Below are 12,335 nucleotides of genomic sequence, written 5' to 3'. Positions count from 1 at the left end.
TACCGTTCCGTAACCTGCGGGGGCCATACTGCGGCGCGGATCACATGCCTGTCACCCCGGACGGGTCACGGCCCCGCTCGTCCGACGGTGATCCCACCTAGACTCAGCGTCATGGTCAACCTCACCCGGATATACACGCGCACCGGCGACGCCGGCACCACCAACCTCGGCGACATGAGCACCACGAGCAAGCTCGACCTGCGCATCGCGGCCTACGCCGACGTCGACGAGGCGAACGCCCAGATCGGCATGGCGCTCTCGTTCGGGACGCTCGACGAAGACGTCGTGGCAGTGCTGACGCACGTGCAGAACGACCTGTTCGACGTCGGTGCCGATCTGTCGTGCCCCGTCGTCGAGAACCCCGAGTACCCGCCGTTGCGGGTCGAGCCCGACTACGTCGACCGGCTCGAGGGCTGGTGCGACCACTACAACGAGCAGGTGCCGAAGCTGCGGTCGTTCATCCTGCGTGGGGGCACACCGGCGGCGGCCTCGATCCACATCGCCTGCACCGTGACGCGGCGTGCCGAGCGGTCGGCCTGGGCTGCGCTCGAGGTGCACGGCGACACCATGAACGTGCTGACGGCGAAGTACCTCAACCGGCTGAGCGACCTGCTGTTCATCCTCGGTCGCCACGCCAACCGGGCCGAGGGCGACGTCCTCTGGGTCCCGGGTGGTGACCGCTGACTCGCCCAGGCGAGTCAGCCGCGATCAACGAGCGGCGGTGCTCAGTCCCAGTCGATGCGCTGCGTCGTGAACCCGCCGCCCGGCGCAGGTGCCGGGGCGTCCCAGTCGATGACCTTGGGCACCTTGGGCTTCTTGACCTTGGCGACCTTGACCACGGAGCTGTCGCTCGACGTCGCCGCGGAGGCCACCGGAGCGATCCCGAACAGCGTCAGGCCTGACAGGAGCACGCCAGCGATAAGTCGCTTCGTCACGGTGATTCACCTTCACAGTTCCAGGGGGCGCGGATCAGACAATCCGCAGAACGTCCCCCGATTGTCTCGCGCTGCTCGACAGGCCGTCAACCGAAACGCCGAATCCGGCTCCTACAGGACGTTGTTGACCCGCTGGCCCGGAGGCGACGACTCGAGCCACGACAGCAGCCCCGTCAACGCGTTCGGGCTCATCGCGAATTGCTGCACCCCGGAGGAGTGCTTCGTGCCCACGATGAGGTGACCGGGATGGATCGCGTGTACCTCGTCGCCGACGGGCTCACGACGGCCGTCGACCTGCACGTCGCCCCGGGTGAACCGGTAGCGGGGACGCCACGACAGCGAGAAGGTGCGGAACCACCGCAGCTCGGTCTCACCGTAGACCGCCAGGCCATGCATCCAGCCCTGCGCGCGGGCGTCGGCACCACGGGTGACGCTCATGTCGAAGGCACCACCTGATCGTGCCAACAGCCGGCCGCGGACCAGGAGTCCCACGACCAGCAGCACCAGCAGGACGACGACGAACAGGAGGGAATCGACCAACCACCACCACAGCGGCATGCCGATTCCCTCCTGTCGTCTCAGTCCTGGCGGGTCACGCCGAGGCGTCGACGAGGCGCAGCTTGGCGGTCGCCCGCCGCTCGGCCTCGGTGTCGCCCTCGGCTCGTGCTGTCTCGATCTCGGCCTTGACCGCCGCCGCGTCGATCTCCGAGGCGAGGAACGCGTCCTCGCTCAGGATCGACACGTGGTTGTCAGAGACCGACAAGAAGCCGTCCTCGACCGCGACACGCACGATCTCAGAACCTTCGAGCGGCCTGATCTCCACGACTCCCGGCACCAGCAGCGACAGCAGCGGGGCGTGGCCCGACAGGACACCGAGGTCTCCGGCGACGGTGCGCGCGAGGACCTCCCGGGCCTGTCCGGACCACACGACGCGGTCGGCGGCGACGAGCTCGATCTGCAAAGGCTCGGCCATCAGAGGCTCTTCTGGATTTCTTCCCACTTCTTGTCGACGTCTTCGAGACCGCCGCACATGAAGAAGGCCTGCTCAGCCACGTGGTCGTAGTCACCGTCACAGATCTTGGTGAAGCCGTCGATCGTCTCGTCGATGGAGACGGTCGAGCCCTCGATGCCGGTGAACTGCTTGGCCACGTAGGTGTTCTGGGACAGGAAGCGCTGGATGCGACGAGCACGCGACACGAGCGTCTTGTCCTCTTCGCTGAGCTCGTCGACACCGAGGATCGCGATGATGTCCTGCAGCTCCTTGTTGCGCTGCAGGATGCTCTTGACCCGGTTGGCCGTGTTGTAGTGATCGGCGCTGATGTAACGGGGGTCGAGGATGCGCGACGTCGACGTCAGCGGGTCCACCGCCGGGTAGATGCCCATCGACGCGATCTCACGGTTGAGCTCGGTCGTCGCGTCGAGGTGCGCGAACGTCGTGGCCGGCGCCGGGTCGGTGTAGTCGTCGGCGGGGACGTAGATCGCCTGGAGCGACGTGATCGAGTGACCACGCGTCGAGGTGATGCGCTCCTGCAGGACGCCCATCTCGTCGGCCAGCGTGGGCTGGTAGCCCACGGCCGACGGCATGCGGCCGAGCAGCGTCGAGACCTCGGAACCTGCCTGCGTGAACCGGAAGATGTTGTCGATGAACAGCAGCACGTCCTGGTTCTGGACGTCGCGGAAGTACTCGGCCATCGTCAGGGCCGACAGGGCGACGCGAAGACGCGCTCCCGGCGGCTCGTCCATCTGACCGAAGACCAGCGCCACCTTGTCGAGGACGCCCGACTCCTCCATCTCGACGATGAGGTCGTTGCCCTCACGGGTGCGCTCGCCGACACCGGCGAACACCGACACGCCGTCGTGGTCCTTGGCGACGCGGGCGATCATCTCCTGGATCAGCACGGTCTTGCCGACACCGGCTCCACCGAACAGGCCGATCTTTCCACCGAGCACGTAGGGCGTCAGCAGGTCGATGACCTTGATGCCGGTCTGGAACATCTCGGTCTTGGGCTCGAGCTGGTCGAACGCCGGCGCCTTGCCGTGGATGCCACGACGCTCCTTGACCTCCCACACCTCGCCCTCGGCCAGGTTCATGACGTCGCCGGTGGTGTTGAACACCTTGCCGAGCGTCTGGTCGCCGACCGGCACCATGATGGGCTCGCCGGTGTTGGTGACCGTCGCGCCGCGGACGATGCCGTCGGTCGGACGCAGGCTGATCGCGCGGATCAGGCCGTCACCGATGTGGAGGGCGACCTCGAGGGTCAGCGTCTCGGTGACGCCGTCGATCGTGGTGTCGACCTTGAGAGCGTTGTACATGTCGGGGATCGCGTCGCTCGGGAACTCGACATCGATCACGGGGCCGGTGACACGAGCAACCCGGCCCGTGGCCAGCGTCGCGTCGTCCGTGGTCAGGTCTGCGGTCTGTGCAGTCATCTCTCTCACTCACTCCCAGCGGTGGCATCGGCGAGCGCGTTGGCGCCGCCCACGATCTCGCTGATCTCCTGGGTAATACCCGCCTGGCGGGCCTGGTTGGCTGTCCGGGTGTACTTCTCGATGAGGTCCTGCGCGTTGTCGGTCGCCGACTTCATCGCCTTCTGGCGTGCCGCGAGCTCGGAAGCCGAGGCCTGGAGCAGGCAGTAGTAGATGCGGCTGTGGACGTACTTGGGCAGCAGCGCGTCGAGCACATCGTGCGCCGACGGCTCGAACTCGTAGAGCGGCAGGACGTCGTCGGCAGCAGGTGCCTGCGTTCCCTCCACGACCTCGAGCGGGAGCAGACGGATGACGTCGGGCTCCTGCACCAGCATCGACTTGAACCGCGTGAAGACGACGTGCAGCTCGTCCGACGCCAGCGCCGGGTCAAGGGCGTCCTCGTCGGTCTCGCTGAGCGCGAAGGTGCGGACCAGCGTGTTGCCGATCTCGCGGGCGTCCGAGTACTGCGGCTGGTCGGAGAATCCCGTCCAGGACTGGACGAACTCGCGCGACCGGAACTTGTAGTACGCCTCGGCCTTGCGGCCGCTCAGGTAGAGATCGACGTCCTTGCCCTCACCCTGCAGCTTCTCGACCAGGCGCTCGGCCTCCTTGAGCACCGCCGAGGAGTAGGCGCCGGCCAGACCACGATCGCTCGTGATGACCAGCACCGCCGCCTTGGTGGGATTGTCCTTCTCGGTCGTCAACGGGTGGTCGACGTTGGAGAAGGTGGCGACGGCCGACACGGCGCGCGTGAGCTCACGGGCGTACGGCGCTGCCGCCGCCGCCCGCTGCTGCGCCTTGATGATGCGCGACGCAGCGATGAGCTCCATGGCGCGCGTGATCTTCTTGGTCGCCTGGGTCGACCTGATCTTCGCGCGTAGCTCGCGTACCGATGCGGCCACGTCAGCCCCGCTTCTGCTTGACGATCTGCTCCTGCTCGACGTCTTCGTCGGACAGTGCCTCGAACTCCTCGTGGCCGGCCTTGATCGAGCCGCCCCCGGAGGTCTCGAACTGATCGGTGAACGAGTCGTACGCCTTGTCGAGCGCAGCCGCGTTGTCGTCCTCGAACTTGCCCGTCTCACGGATGGCATCGAGGATGCCGGCGTGCGACCGCTTGAGGTAGTCGAGGAACTCGGTCTCGAACCGCGAGACGTCCTCGACCGGGACCGCGTCGAGCTTGCCGGCCGAGGCCGCCCAGATCGAGACGACCTGGTGCTCGACCGGGAACGGTGCGTACTGGCCCTGCTTGAACAGCTCCATGATGCGCTGACCACGGGCGAGCTGCTGCTTGGACGCGGCGTCGAGGTCGGACGCGAACATCGCGAACGCCTCCATCGCGCGGTACTGGGCGAGCTCGACCTTGAGCGAGCCGGTGACCTTCTTCATCGACTTCTGCATCGCCGCGCCACCCACGCGCGACACCGAGATGCCGACATCGACCGCAGGACGCTGGTTGGCGTTGAAGAGGTCCGACTGCAGGAAGATCTGGCCGTCGGTGATCGAGATGACGTTGGTCGGGATGTACGCCGACACGTCGTTGGCCTTGGTCTCGATGATCGGCAGACCCGTCATCGAGCCGGCACCCAGCTCGTCGCTGAGCTTGGCGCAACGCTCGAGCAGCCGCGAGTGCAGGTAGAACACGTCGCCGGGGTAGGCCTCGCGGCCCGGCGGGCGACGCAGCAGCAGCGACACGGCGCGGTACGCCTCGGCCTGCTTGGACAGGTCGTCGAACACGATGAGGACGTGCTTGCCCGCGTACATCCAGTGCTGGCCGATGGCCGAGCCGGTGTAGGGGGCGAGGTACTTGAAGCCCGCGGAGTCGGAGGCGGGAGCGGCCACGATCGTGGTGTACTCCAGCGCGCCGGCCTCTTCGAGCGCGCCGCGCACCGAGGCGATCGTCGAGCCCTTCTGACCGATGCCGACGTAGATGCAGCGGACCTGCTTGCTCGGGTCGCCGGACTCCCAGAACTCCTTCTGGTTGATGATCGTGTCGATCGCGATCGCGGTCTTGCCGGTCTGGCGGTCGCCGATGATCAGCTGGCGCTGTCCGCGGCCGATGGGCGTCAGCGAGTCGATCGCCTTGAGGCCCGTCATCATCGGCTCGTGGACGCTCTTGCGCTGCATGACGTTGGGCGCCTGCAGCTCGAGGGCGCGACGCTCGGTGGTCTCGATCGCGCCGAGGCCGTCGATGGGCGCTCCGAGCGGGTCGACGACACGGCCGAGGTAGTTGTCGCCGACGGGGACCGAGAGGACCTCGCCCGTGCGACGGACGGTCTGACCCTCCTCGATGCCGGAGAACTCACCCAGGATGACGACGCCGATCTCGCGGACGTCGAGGTTGAGCGCCAGGCCCAGCGTGCCGTCCTCGAACTCGAGGAGCTCGTTGGCCATGGCCGAGGGCAGACCCTCGACGCGGGCGATGCCGTCACCGGCGGTCGCGACGATGCCGACCTCTTCGGTGGCCGCGGCGCTCGGCTTGTAGTCGGCCACGAACTTCTGCAACGCGTCACGGATCTCGTCCGGACGGATGGTGAGTTCCGCCATGTGTGTGCCTGCCTTCTTCTGTGGAGAGTGTGTCAGCCCGCGAGTCGCCGGCGGGCGACCTCGAGGCGAGTGGACATGGAGCCGTCGACGACCTCGTCACCGAGGGAGACGGAGATGCCTCCCACGATCGAGGGATCGACGACGATGTTGAGGTGGACGTCGCGTCCGTACTTCTTGGCGAGCGCGGCCGCCAGTCGGGTCTTGTCGCTGTCGTCCAGCTCGGTGGCCACCCGCACCTCGGCCAGCAGCCTGCTGCGGCGGTCGGCGGCGATGACGCCGAACGCGGTGAGGACCCGCTCGAACGATCCGGTGCGTGCGGCCGCTGCCTGCGAGGCCAGCGCGAGCGTCGTGGTCGACACCTTGCCGCTGAGCAGCGTGCTCAGCAGCTCGCCCTTGGCCGCCGACGGGAGTCCGCGGTCGGACACGATCTGTCGCAGCTCGGCGTCGGACCGCACGAAGCGGCCGACCTCGAACAGCTCGGTCTCGACCGCGTCAAGCTCGCCCTTGCCGTCGGCTGCCGCGATGAGCGCGGTGACGCCGGCGGTCTCGAGACCGTCGGTGAGGTCGCGGCCCGAAGCCCAGCGACCGCTGACGGCGACCCGCAGGACCGTGACGACGTCGGCGCTGACCTTGCCGCCGAAGATCCGCTCGGCGAGCCCGGCCTTGGCCTCGGCCTCGGTCGACGGGTCGGTGAGCACGCGACGCAGCGCGGGCTCACGATCGAGCGTCGCGACGACGTCGAACAGCTCGGTTCCGAGGTCACCCGATCCGGACCCGGCCGCGCTGACCGCGGCCAGGACCTCGTCGAGAGACTTGGCTGAAATGCCTCGCATCAGTTCGCCGACTCCTCGAGCTCGGCGATGAAGCGGTCGACCGTGCGCTTCTGTGCCGCGGAGTCGTCGAGGACCTCGCCGACGATGCGACCTGCCAGCGCCGTGGCCATGGATCCGACCTCACCCTTGAGCTGGGCCAGGACCTGCGAACGCTCCGCCTCGACCTGCGCGTGCGCGGTCGTGGTGATGCGCTCGGCCTCGGCCTGTGCCTGGGCCCGCAGCTCTGCGATGATCTGCGCGCCCTGCTCCTTGGCCTCCTCGCGGATGGCGGCAGCTTCCTGCCGCGCCCCCGCGAGCTGCGCGGTGTACTGGTCGAGAGCGGCCTTGGCTTCCTTCTGGGCTGCCTGGGCCTCCTCGATGCCACCTTCGATGGCCGCAGTGCGCTCCGCGTAGGCCTTCTCGAACAGCGGGACGACGACCTTCCAGATCAGCAGGAAGAGGATCGCGAAGAAGACCAAGCCGATGATGATCTCCGCGGTGTGCGGGATCAGCGGGTTCAGCTCCTCTTCCTCCGCGTTCTCCGCTGCCGCGAAGACGAGTGTCGAGATCATGTAGCTGCCTTCTGTCGAAGAATCGGAATCAGGTGTTGCTGGCCTTGAGGACGAACGCCAGGGCCAGTCCGATGATGAAGAACTGCTCGGCGAGGACGAAGCCGAGGATCGCGATCTGGCGCAGCTTGCCCTCAGCCTCGGGCTGACGGGCGACACCGGTGACGAACGCGGCGAAGATCAGGCCGACGCCGATACCGGGGCCGATCGCGGCGAGGCCGAGACCGACCATGTTCAGAGTGCCGATGGTTTCCACGGCATTTCCTTTCGTTGCGACGCGGAGAGTCCGAGTCGGGGTTTGGAAGAGAGACTGTGAAGTTGTCGTTCGGGTGCTGGACTCAGTGCTCGTCAGCGATGGCTTCGCTGATGTACATCGAGGTCAGCAGAGTGAACACGTAGGCCTGGAGGAACATCACGAGGATCTCCAGGAAGCTGATGGCGATGGCGAGGATGACCGAGAAGCCGCCGGCGACCTTGTTGAGCACGGGGTCGGAGTGCAGCAGGAGGTACTCGCCGCCGAGCGAGAACAGGATCACGAGGAGGTGGCCGGCGAACATCGTCGCGAACAGACGCAGCGTCAGCGTGATCGGGCGCAGGATGATGTTGGACAGGAACTCCAGCGGCACCAGCAGCGGGAGGATCCACCAGTCCATGCCCGGGGGCACGGTCTCGTGCTTGAGGTAGCCGAAGAAGCCCTTCTTGGCGATGCCGGCCCCGTTGTAGACGAGCCAGGCGAGCGCGGCGATGGCCAGCGGGTAGCCGATGTGCGACATCGTCGGGAACTGGATCACCGGGATGATGCCGTAGAAGTTGTTCACCAGCACGAACAGGAACAGCGAGAACAGGAATGGCACGAACTTCTGGAAGTCGTGCGAGCCGATGTTCTCGCGGGCGATGCCGTTGCGGACGAAGCCGTAGACGAGCTCACCGGCGAACTGCATGCGTCCGGGGACGACTGCGGCGGGGCGAGCCATCGAGTAGAACAGCGCCACGATGATCACGACCGACAGGGCCACGAGCACCATCGGCTTGGTGACGGCCGACCCGGCGATGCCGGGGAGATCGAAATCAGAGGGGCCGGGGCTGGGCGGACCGGACACCGCAGCGAATGCGATGGAGGCGAGCGTCACTCATTCACCTTTGTCTCATGGCGCGGTCGCCCTCGACTCGCGTCGGTGGGGCATACGGCCAGCGTCATTGTCGTGCGAGGAGTCAGGCGCAAGGCGCTGACCCGGTTCGCTGTGCCGAGGTTATCAGGGTCTGCTCACTGCTTGTTACCCAGGTCATAGGTGGGCACACGCTCATTGCGGAACGCAACGACTTGCAGGATCGACCACCCCAGCGAGGCTGCGACGGCGGCGATCCCGAAGGCGAGGAAGTCGATGGAGTCGGCCAGCCCGCCGATGTCGAACAGCAGCGCCAGCACGATCAGCGCGGCGATCGACTTGACCCCGAGGAAGGTCAGCGCGACGGGCAACGAGGCCGCCGCGCTGCGCCTGACCAGGGGCGTGAGGATCACCGGGGTGGACCCCAGGAACAGGATTGCCACGGCTCCGCCGAGCAACGCCCCGTAGACGCCGCCCGCACCCTGGGCCAGACCGAAGCCCACCGCGACGACGAGCGTGATGCCCACGACGGGCAGCAGCACCCGCTGCGCCACTCCTGCGAGTCCTCCCGGCCCGGGCCTGGTCATGACCACACCTTGGCCTCGAGCTTGGGCAGCAAGAAGACCGCCGCGACGGTCAGCACGGCCAAGGCGCCGAAGCCGGCGATGGACTGCCATCCGCTGAACAGGCTGATCACGACGCTGCCGAAGGCCACGAGGCCCGCGAAGGCGTACATCAGCAGCACGGCACGGCGGTGCGAGTGGCCGATCTCGAGCAGTCGGTGGTGGATGTGCATCTTGTCGGGGCTGAACGGCGAGCGGCCCGCACGCGTGCGGCGCACCACCGCGAGGGCGAGGTCGACGAACGGCACCATCAGGATCGTGAACGGCAGGACGAGGGGCAGCAGCGTCGGCAGGAAGCTCTGCTCCGCTCCCCCGATGCCCTCGGCGATGTCCTGGGCCGGGAACTGTCCCGTGAGGCTGATCGACGAGCAGGCCAGCACGAAGCCGATCAGCATCGAGCCGGAGTCGCCGATGAACATCCGGGCCGGGAAGAAGTTGTGCGGGAGGATGCCGATGCACGCGCCGGCCAGGGCCGCCGTGAGCAGCGCCGCGGCGATCGCGCGGGTCTCGCCGTTCTCGACCGCGAGCACGAAGGCGTAGGCGAAGAACGCGACGGCACCGATCGCCACCATCCCGGCGGCCAGACCGTCGAGGCCGTCGACGAAGTTGACGGCGTTGGCCGTGCCGACGATCAGCAGCACCGTGAAGATCATGGCCTGCACCTGGTCGAGCCCGATGTAGGTGCCGTAGAGCGGCAGGTAGTAGAACTGCACGCCCTGCGCGACCACGATGATGCCGGCCAGCACCTGGCCCGCGAACTTGCTGAGCGCGTCGAGCTCGTACAGGTCGTCGACGATGCCGACGGCGCAGATCACGGCACCGCCCAGCACGACCGCCCGCACGTCCTTGAACACGCCGTCGTCGGCCAGGGAGAGGAACGGCAGGCTCGTGGCGACCAGATAGGCCGCGAGCAGCCCGCCGAGCATCGCCGGCCCACCGAAGTAGGGCGTCGGGATGGCGTGGACGTCGCGGTCGCGCACGCGGGCGACCGCACCGAGGTGGTGCGCCGCCTGCCGCGCGATGGATGCCAGCAGGTAGGTCACGCCCAGCGCGACGCCGAAGACGACGAGATATTCGCGCACTAGACGGATCCGTCGTCGGCCGGCTCGATCGTGTTGTTGAACTGGTGCAGCACCTCGAGGGGCACGGCACCCTGGCGCAGCACCCGGGGCGTCGCGCCGGTCGCGTCGAGGATCGTCGACGGGGTGCCCGACGTCGTGGGCCCGCCGTCGAGGTAGACCGCGACGCGTGGCCCCAGCATCTCCTCGGCGTCGTCGACGTTCTGGGCGGCGGGCGAGCCGGTCGTGTTGGCGCTGCTGACCGCGAGGGGCCCGGTCTGCTTCAGCAGGGCCAGCGCTCGCTTGTCGTCGGGCATCCGGACGGCCACGGTGTTGTGGGTCTCGCCGAGGTCCCACGTGAGCGAGGCCTGCTGGCGGCACACCACGGTGAGGGGGCCGGGCCACAGCGCCTCGACCATCGAGCGCAGCCACGTCGGGATGTCGACCGCGAGGGCGTCGAGCGTGGTCGGCGAGCCGACCAGCACGGGGGGCGGCATGTCGCGGCCGCGACCCTTGGCGTCGAGCAGGTTCTGCACCGCTCGCGGCGAGAAGGCATCGGCCGCCAGCCCGTAGACCGTGTCGGTCGGGAGGACGACGAGCTTGCCCTCCTCGAGGGCGGCCTGCGCTGCCAGGAGCCCGCGGTCGTACTCCTCGTCCACGCTGCAGTCGAACCTCACGCGCCCATCCTAAGGGCGCGCGACTCCTTCGTCGTCGCCCCCGTGGCTCGTGCCTCGCCACGGCCAGGCTTCGCCCGGGCGCCAGCCTTCACTCGCTGCGCTCGCTCGGCCCATGCTGACGGCGAATCCTTGCGTCACGTCAGAACCAGCTCACTTGGTGGAGGAGGAAGGCGATCGCGAGGAACTGGATCAGGCGGCCCGTGAACACCATCGTGAGGAACAGCCACTGCGGCTGCTTCGACGCCCCCGCGAGGATCGTGACGACCGCCAGCGGCGGGATGCCGGTCAGCGACGACATGAACGCCGTGAGGCCGCCCGAGTACGGCCGGTCGAGCAGCGTCAGGAGCCAGTCGTTGACCCGCTTGAGCCACCGCGCGAGGCGGGTGCGGGCCAGCCGGTGCCCGATGCGGCGGGTGCGGGCGGCCAGGGCGCTGCGCGGCGGCCGCGGCTCGACCATCCGGATCTTGTTGGTGCCCTTGCGGGCCAGCTGGAAGACGAATGCCTTGCCGATCGTCGTCGCGATGACGTGGATCAGGATCAGCAGCGCCAGGAACGGACGGCTGTTGACCGTCGCGCCGATCGCCACGACGTACACCTCGGCGTTGACGAACACCGGAAGCACCGCTGCACCGAGGCCCACGGCGATCGCGGCACCGATCAGTCCCAGCTCGTCGATGCCCATGGTGGTCCAGAGCCTATCGGCGCGGCTTGGTCGCGGTGACGAAGCGTGGGCGGTCCGCGAGATCGAGGTGGTCGCGGACGTCGGACCAGCGGTCGGCGAAGACCGCCGGCGCCGACTCGCCCTGCGCGTCGGCGTGCTCGGCACCCACGACTCCCCCCGGCCTGAGCAGGCGCCACGCGACGCGGTCGACGACCCGCATCGCATCGAGGCCGTCGTCGCCCGACCAGAGGGCCAGCGCGGGGTCGTGGTCGCGCGCCTCGGGGGCGACGCTCTCCCACGCGTCGAGCGGGATGTAGGGCGGGTTGGCGACGACGACGTCGACCTGCCCGTCGAGGTCGGCGAAAGCGTCGGCCATGTCGCCCAGGCGCAGGTCGACCCCGGTGCCGGCCAGATTGCGCTGCGCCCACTCGTACGCGGGCTCGTCGAGCTCGACGGCGTGGACCTGGGCTGCGGGCACCTCGTGCACGACCGACAGCGAGATGGCACCGGCGCCCGCGCACAGCTCGACGACCACGGGCGACTCGAGCGTCCTGGCATGGTCGATCGCCCAGCCCGCGAGCAGCTCGGTCTCGGGCCGGGGCACGAACACGCCGGGGCCCACCTCGACGTCGACGTAGCGGAATCCCGCGCTGCCGGTCAGGTGCTGCAGGGGGACGCGCGACGCACGGGCACCGACCAGGTCGAGGAACTGCTGCACCTGCACGCCGCTCGGTCGGGCGCTGCCGATCAGCATCATGCGCGGCACCCCGGTGACGTGACTCATCAGCACCTCGGCGTCGTGGCGCGGGGACGACACTCCCCCGGCCTCGAGGTCGAGCGTCGCCTGCTCGAGCAGACGCTCGGCCTGCGACCTGACGGCCACC

The 12,335-nt window shown here is 68.3% G+C and carries 16 protein-coding genes; 1 reads left to right on the top strand and 15 read right to left on the bottom strand.

What is annotated here, in order from left to right; all coding sequences use genetic code 11:
* Nucleotides 1-111 precede the first annotated feature (111 nt).
* Complete coding sequence (locus JOF40_RS12200; protein WP_129184967.1) at nucleotides 112-684, top strand: cob(I)yrinic acid a,c-diamide adenosyltransferase; 573 nt, start codon at nucleotides 112-114, stop codon at nucleotides 682-684.
* Between the two features lie 41 nt (nucleotides 685-725).
* Here the strand turns inward: JOF40_RS12200 and JOF40_RS12195 are convergent, their stop codons facing one another.
* From JOF40_RS12195 to prmC, 15 genes are all read right to left on the bottom strand, one after another.
* Nucleotides 726-935: a hypothetical protein gene (locus tag JOF40_RS12195; protein WP_129184969.1), complete on the bottom strand. Its 210-nt coding sequence runs from the start codon at nucleotides 933-935 to the stop codon at nucleotides 726-728.
* Nucleotides 936-1,046: 111 nt separating this feature from the next.
* A complete protein-coding gene (locus JOF40_RS12190) occupies nucleotides 1,047-1,493 on the bottom strand; it encodes a DUF2550 domain-containing protein (RefSeq protein WP_129184971.1) in 447 nt (148 codons plus the stop codon).
* Nucleotides 1,494-1,527: 34 nt separating this feature from the next.
* The gene (locus tag JOF40_RS12185; protein ID WP_129184973.1) at nucleotides 1,528-1,908 is read right to left on the bottom strand and encodes a F0F1 ATP synthase subunit epsilon; all 381 of its coding nucleotides are present in this window, start codon (nucleotides 1,906-1,908) and stop codon (nucleotides 1,528-1,530) included.
* Nucleotides 1,908-3,365, bottom strand: a complete 1,458-nt coding sequence (gene atpD / locus JOF40_RS12180) for a F0F1 ATP synthase subunit beta (protein WP_129184975.1) — start codon at nucleotides 3,363-3,365, stop codon at nucleotides 1,908-1,910. Before atpD ends, JOF40_RS12185 begins: the two co-directional genes overlap by 1 nt.
* Nucleotides 3,366-3,370: 5 nt before the next feature.
* Nucleotides 3,371-4,303, bottom strand: coding sequence for a F0F1 ATP synthase subunit gamma (locus JOF40_RS12175; RefSeq protein WP_129184977.1), 933 nt, complete (start codon nucleotides 4,301-4,303; stop codon nucleotides 3,371-3,373).
* 1 nt (nucleotide 4,304) lies between these two features.
* Nucleotides 4,305-5,945 (bottom strand): F0F1 ATP synthase subunit alpha, encoded by a 1,641-nt coding sequence (gene atpA, locus JOF40_RS12170; protein WP_129184979.1) that lies wholly within the window; start codon nucleotides 5,943-5,945, stop codon nucleotides 4,305-4,307.
* A 32-nt stretch (nucleotides 5,946-5,977) separates the two neighbouring features.
* On the bottom strand, nucleotides 5,978-6,778 hold the full coding sequence (locus JOF40_RS12165; protein ID WP_129184981.1) for a F0F1 ATP synthase subunit delta: 801 nt from the start codon (nucleotides 6,776-6,778) through the stop codon (nucleotides 5,978-5,980).
* Nucleotides 6,778-7,329: a F0F1 ATP synthase subunit B gene (locus JOF40_RS12160; protein WP_129184983.1), complete on the bottom strand. Its 552-nt coding sequence runs from the start codon at nucleotides 7,327-7,329 to the stop codon at nucleotides 6,778-6,780. Before JOF40_RS12160 ends, JOF40_RS12165 begins: the two co-directional genes overlap by 1 nt.
* 28 nt (nucleotides 7,330-7,357) lie before the next feature.
* Nucleotides 7,358-7,558, bottom strand: a complete 201-nt coding sequence (locus JOF40_RS12155; RefSeq protein WP_197983596.1) for an ATP synthase F0 subunit C — start codon at nucleotides 7,556-7,558, stop codon at nucleotides 7,358-7,360.
* A 106-nt stretch (nucleotides 7,559-7,664) separates the two neighbouring features.
* Entirely contained in the window at nucleotides 7,665-8,456 is a 792-nt protein-coding gene (gene atpB, locus JOF40_RS12150; RefSeq protein ID WP_246152994.1) for a F0F1 ATP synthase subunit A, read from the bottom strand.
* Between the two features lie 134 nt (nucleotides 8,457-8,590).
* Complete coding sequence (locus JOF40_RS12145) at nucleotides 8,591-9,019, bottom strand: Cg1360 family ATP-synthase-associated protein (protein WP_129184985.1); 429 nt, start codon at nucleotides 9,017-9,019, stop codon at nucleotides 8,591-8,593.
* Nucleotides 9,016-10,137: a glycosyltransferase family 4 protein gene (locus tag JOF40_RS12140; RefSeq protein ID WP_129184987.1), complete on the bottom strand. Its 1,122-nt coding sequence runs from the start codon at nucleotides 10,135-10,137 to the stop codon at nucleotides 9,016-9,018. The genes JOF40_RS12145 and JOF40_RS12140 overlap by 4 nt, the downstream gene beginning before the upstream one ends.
* Nucleotides 10,137-10,790 carry an L-threonylcarbamoyladenylate synthase gene (locus JOF40_RS12135; protein ID WP_129184989.1) on the bottom strand — a complete coding sequence of 218 codons (654 nt, stop codon included), beginning with the start codon at nucleotides 10,788-10,790 and terminating at the stop codon, nucleotides 10,137-10,139. The genes JOF40_RS12140 and JOF40_RS12135 overlap by 1 nt, the downstream gene beginning before the upstream one ends.
* Before the next feature lie 139 nt (nucleotides 10,791-10,929).
* A complete protein-coding gene (locus JOF40_RS12130) occupies nucleotides 10,930-11,472 on the bottom strand; it encodes a VTT domain-containing protein (protein WP_129184991.1) in 543 nt (180 codons plus the stop codon).
* Between the two features lie 13 nt (nucleotides 11,473-11,485).
* Nucleotides 11,486-12,334, bottom strand: coding sequence for a peptide chain release factor N(5)-glutamine methyltransferase (prmC, locus tag JOF40_RS12125; protein ID WP_129184993.1), 849 nt, complete (start codon nucleotides 12,332-12,334; stop codon nucleotides 11,486-11,488).
* Nucleotide 12,335 lies beyond the last annotated feature (1 nt).

The sequence above is a fragment of the Aeromicrobium fastidiosum genome (assembly GCF_017876595.1).
Lineage (GTDB): Bacteria > Actinomycetota > Actinomycetes > Propionibacteriales > Nocardioidaceae > Aeromicrobium > Aeromicrobium fastidiosum.
This window is presented reverse-complemented; position numbering and strand designations above follow the sequence as displayed.

Bases quoted from the DNA above. Each gene is read 5' to 3' on its own strand.
- JOF40_RS12200 (WP_129184967.1), top strand. From the start codon at position 112: ATGGTCAACCTCACCCGGATATACACGCGCACCGGCGACGCCGGCACC.
- JOF40_RS12185 (WP_129184973.1), bottom strand. From the start codon at position 1,908: ATGGCCGAGCCTTTGCAGATCGAGCTCGTCGCCGCCGACCGCGTCGTG.
- JOF40_RS12145 (WP_129184985.1), bottom strand. From the start codon at position 9,019: ATGACCAGGCCCGGGCCGGGAGGACTCGCAGGAGTGGCGCAGCGGGTG.
- JOF40_RS12190 (WP_129184971.1), bottom strand. From the start codon at position 1,493: ATGCCGCTGTGGTGGTGGTTGGTCGATTCCCTCCTGTTCGTCGTCGTC.
- atpD (WP_129184975.1), bottom strand. From the start codon at position 3,365: ATGACTGCACAGACCGCAGACCTGACCACGGACGACGCGACGCTGGCC.
- JOF40_RS12130 (WP_129184991.1), bottom strand. From the start codon at position 11,472: ATGGGCATCGACGAGCTGGGACTGATCGGTGCCGCGATCGCCGTGGGC.
- JOF40_RS12160 (WP_129184983.1), bottom strand. From the start codon at position 7,329: ATGATCTCGACACTCGTCTTCGCGGCAGCGGAGAACGCGGAGGAAGAG.
- JOF40_RS12155 (WP_197983596.1), bottom strand. From the start codon at position 7,558: ATGGTCGGTCTCGGCCTCGCCGCGATCGGCCCCGGTATCGGCGTCGGC.
- atpA (WP_129184979.1), bottom strand. From the start codon at position 5,945: ATGGCGGAACTCACCATCCGTCCGGACGAGATCCGTGACGCGTTGCAG.
- JOF40_RS12165 (WP_129184981.1), bottom strand. From the start codon at position 6,778: ATGCGAGGCATTTCAGCCAAGTCTCTCGACGAGGTCCTGGCCGCGGTC.